Here is a 3,755-nt window from a genome sequence, read left to right as displayed (position 1 = left end):
GTTCCCTAAAAAGCAGTAAGATTTTTGACACGAATAAAATAGGATTGCTATAGTTGAATTAGAGTTAAGGAAATAACCAGTAGTTATTCCTCAACTTAGATATAGCAGTATAGCAGTAATGGCAAATTTATGAAAATAGTGATGTTTTATAAAAATCAATACATTTAATTTTGAATTTAATTATTCATTAAAGACATTTATCATTAAATCTAAGTAAACTGAATCTAACCTGAGAAATAATTAAGAAATAGGCGAGGAACTATAAGTATCTATACTTTAAGTTAGGGACTCAAGAGTCGGCATAAAAGCAAATTATTGAATAGTTTTGCAGGTAATTTTGTCGAATAATTCAAGGTTTTAGACCTCTCCTTGACTTTGCCACAAGTTGTCGGACTACAGGGTAAAAACTCTTTTAGTAAATCTTCTTCTTTTCAAGAAAGGTAATTATTAATTGTTAATTTTTGAAGATCGGCAGATTTTTTGAATTTTGTATGGTTGCCCTCATAATCCTAAAACTGATAGATTTTATCCGCTTTTATCCGCCAATTTTTTGGAGAGTGATACTAAGTTTTGTGAGGATAGATAGAAAATAAAAATGTAATTGTTTTATCTAGATTTTTAATATTTTGTTTAATACTAAATTCAAAAGAATATTATTATATTATAGCTGTCCTAAATAGATTTTGAACAAATTTTAGTTATCTAAATATTGAGGGTTACTTCTCTTGATATATAGCTAATGTTCATATTCTATCTAGGATGACTATAGCAGTATTGACAATCCCAAAAAATATTTTCTATTCCCTATTTATTCCTCTTTTCCTCAAAAATTGTGCACTAAAAAATCTAGTTATATTAAAGAGCAGAAAAATATTAATTTCCTAAGCTTCGTTCCACATAACCTTAACTTGATCTGGCATAAAACTAGCTATTTCTTGAATTCTTTCTGGAGATAGTTCTTCCTTTGTCGCAGAAAAAACAGCTTTAATTACAGTTTCTGGTGCTATTCCTTTAGGAACACCTGATTCTTGATTAACTCGGAAAATAAAAGTATCACCATCAAATATAAGTGGTGGTCTAATTTTACTCAGAAAAGCAACAAGTGGATTATTATCTTTCCAAAGTTCTGCTATTTCATCTGGGTCTGGTTTTTCATTACTGGAACTTAAATCTGAAGCTACTTGATTAGATGCTTCTGTTGTCATTAAATCCCGCATTGTACGAAATACAATAACACTAATATCTCTAGCATCGTAAATATCTGGTAATCCTGCTTGAGTTTGAACTTTCTGAAGGAAAGGCAGAAATTTTTCATCTACAGGGACTTGTTGAGAATCTGTCATAATTAAATCCTTAAATATTATTAGATTATTAGATATTATCACATAGGTAAATACAAAAATATAGCTATCGAGGTAGTTTTAATCTACTCACTAATATGTTTGCCATCTAGATACATAATCATTTTTTAGTTTCCTAGATCTATTGGTTGTTGACTGGGAGGAGTTGTAAATCCAGTTTTATCAAGAATATAAACTACTCCAACCGATAAAATTGCTCCTACGATTAATCCAATTGCTATTAGTACTAAAATAAACCGCTCCAGCATTACCTTAGTTTCAGGATTATAAGATTCTATGACCTCCATCTGGTCATTTTGGTCGTTTTTATTTTCTTCTGACTCAGCTGAATAATTATCTAAAGGTTGAAAATTTGAATTAGGCATTTTATTCATTCAGGGGTAATTGGTAATAGCTCAAACAACCTAAAAATTTGTATAATAATAGGTTTGTAGAGCTAAAATATAGCTATGGTATCTTATCATAACTGATTAAAAGAAGGAAGAAGTAAAAAGGAAGAGGGAAGAAGGAAGAAGTAATACCATTTCTCAAAAATTTTTCTGCATTTTACTGAGCTAGGGACGTTGCATGCAACGTGTGTACAAAGAAAAAAAATAAGATCCCACCCTTAAGGACAAAGTTTAAATTAATCCTAAATGATTCTTTATAGCAGTCGAAATAAAAGTGAAAAAATATCAAAAGCTGAAAACTCAGAAAACGCCAGATTTTTTCTTCTTCTTTACTTTTGCTATACAAAAAAATACAGTAGAAATTAATCTCTCGTTTCTACTGTATTTAAAATCAGAGTATTAATAGAATTTCCCTGTAATTAGGGCTTGCTGATTAAAGATCAAAGCTTTTACAGATAAAGTTTTTAGCTTTTTTGGTCTTGAAAAATTACCTTGTTTTTAGCTCCAATCCCTCAAAAAGTTAGCATTTTGGGAATTTCTAGGAGAATAAAATCAAGAGCAGATTCTTCTGACTACCTCTTCTGTAATTCCCATTCCTCCTGTTTGCGTAGTATTCCGTAGGAAATTCTGGATTCTCCCCTGACAAAAATACTTTTTCAGCAAACCCTAATTAGCGATGAAAAAAAATTATCTTCTTTCTCACTTCAATAGCAAATCTATCTACTCTCATAAATAGCTGATAGCTGATAGCTGTTTGCGCAGCATTCCACAGGAAATACTTACATCTTAAGAACTACAACAATCAGTATTATCATTAATATTTGTAATTCGATAATCCAAACCTTTAGTTTCCTTCGGATGCCTATTTTTAGAGCGTCGGCAATTAAATTGTTTTGCTGAACTTAATGGAATATCTGCATAAGGTTCAATAGGCAAAAAATCTTGATGATAAGGACCATTTTGATCTGTATAAATTTTGAAAGTTTTATCACAAACAGCCATTCTTTGACCTCTGTGCAAAGTATGACCATCATCATCAACTACCTTTTTCCAAGGACCTTTGTAAATTACAGCTTGATTCCTTTCTAAACATTCTCCTTCCTTTCCTTTAAAAGCACGAACTGTCACAGAATTAAATTCAATTCCATCTATTACTTGCCATGGCTTTTCTTGACGTTTAAGAATTTCAACTCCATAAAAACCAGCATCTTCAAACATTTTCAGAAAAACATCTTCTCGAAATGCTCCAGCAATACAACCACTCCATAATTCCGGGTCATTAATAATACCTGGAGTTGGGTCTTCATCACAAACAATATCAGAAATAATTGCTCTACCACCTCGCTTTAAAACTCTATAAATTTCACTAAATAGTTTTTCTTTATCTTGGGGGCGAACTAAATTCAACACACAATTAGAGATTACTACATCAACACTATTATCTGGAATTAAAGGTTGTTCCTTGCGGAGCGCATTACATTCTGATTCAAAAGCTGCTAGAGCATCAATAGAAGTAATAGGATTTGCAGTAAGCCACTGTTCAACTATGTCTAAATCCAGAGCTAAATCCTGAATTTTTCCTTTGACAAATTTGGTATTTCTGTATCCAATCTTAGTAGCGATTTCATCTTGATATTTTCGAGCTAATCCTAACATATCATCATTAAAGTCTACTCCTATTACTTGCCCTTCAGTACCAACCTTTTGAGCAATAATATAGCAATTTTTTCCAGCGCCCGAACCTAAATCTACAACTGTTTCTCCTGGAGAAATATAAAGAGTAGGGTCACCACAACCATAATCTTTTTGAATAATTTCTTGAGGTAAAATATCTAGATAATTTTCCTCATATTCGGTTGGACAACATAAAGCTGGCTGTACTTGTTGAGCGCCTGCTTGATAACGCGTTAAAACTGCATTTTCAATATTATAGTTAGCAGTCAATTGTTCATTTGTAGTTGTATCGGTCATTTCAGTTATCAGTTATCAGTTATCAGTTATCAGT

Annotated in this window: 3 protein-coding genes; all 3 read right to left on the bottom strand. The window is 31.6% G+C overall.

The annotated features are described in order from the left end of the window. Positions 1-881: 881 nt before the first annotated feature. The 3 genes from AC3DU7_RS28235 to AC3DU7_RS28225 all read right to left on the bottom strand — a co-directional run bounded on the left by AC3DU7_RS28235 (position 882) and on the right by AC3DU7_RS28225 (position 3,721). Positions 882-1,343 carry a DUF2267 domain-containing protein gene (locus tag AC3DU7_RS28235; protein WP_488042578.1) on the bottom strand — a complete coding sequence of 154 codons (462 nt, stop codon included), beginning with the start codon at positions 1,341-1,343 and terminating at the stop codon, positions 882-884. A gap of 125 nt (positions 1,344-1,468) precedes the next feature. After that, positions 1,469-1,726 carry a hypothetical protein gene (locus AC3DU7_RS28230; protein WP_488042577.1) on the bottom strand — a complete coding sequence of 86 codons (258 nt, stop codon included), beginning with the start codon at positions 1,724-1,726 and terminating at the stop codon, positions 1,469-1,471. Between the two features lie 810 nt (positions 1,727-2,536). After that, a complete protein-coding gene (locus AC3DU7_RS28225) occupies positions 2,537-3,721 on the bottom strand; it encodes a methyltransferase domain-containing protein (RefSeq protein WP_488042576.1) in 1,185 nt (394 codons plus the stop codon). Between the last annotated feature and the right edge of the window lie 34 nt (positions 3,722-3,755).

The organism is Okeania sp. (assembly GCF_983059655.1).
This window is presented reverse-complemented; position numbering and strand designations above follow the sequence as displayed.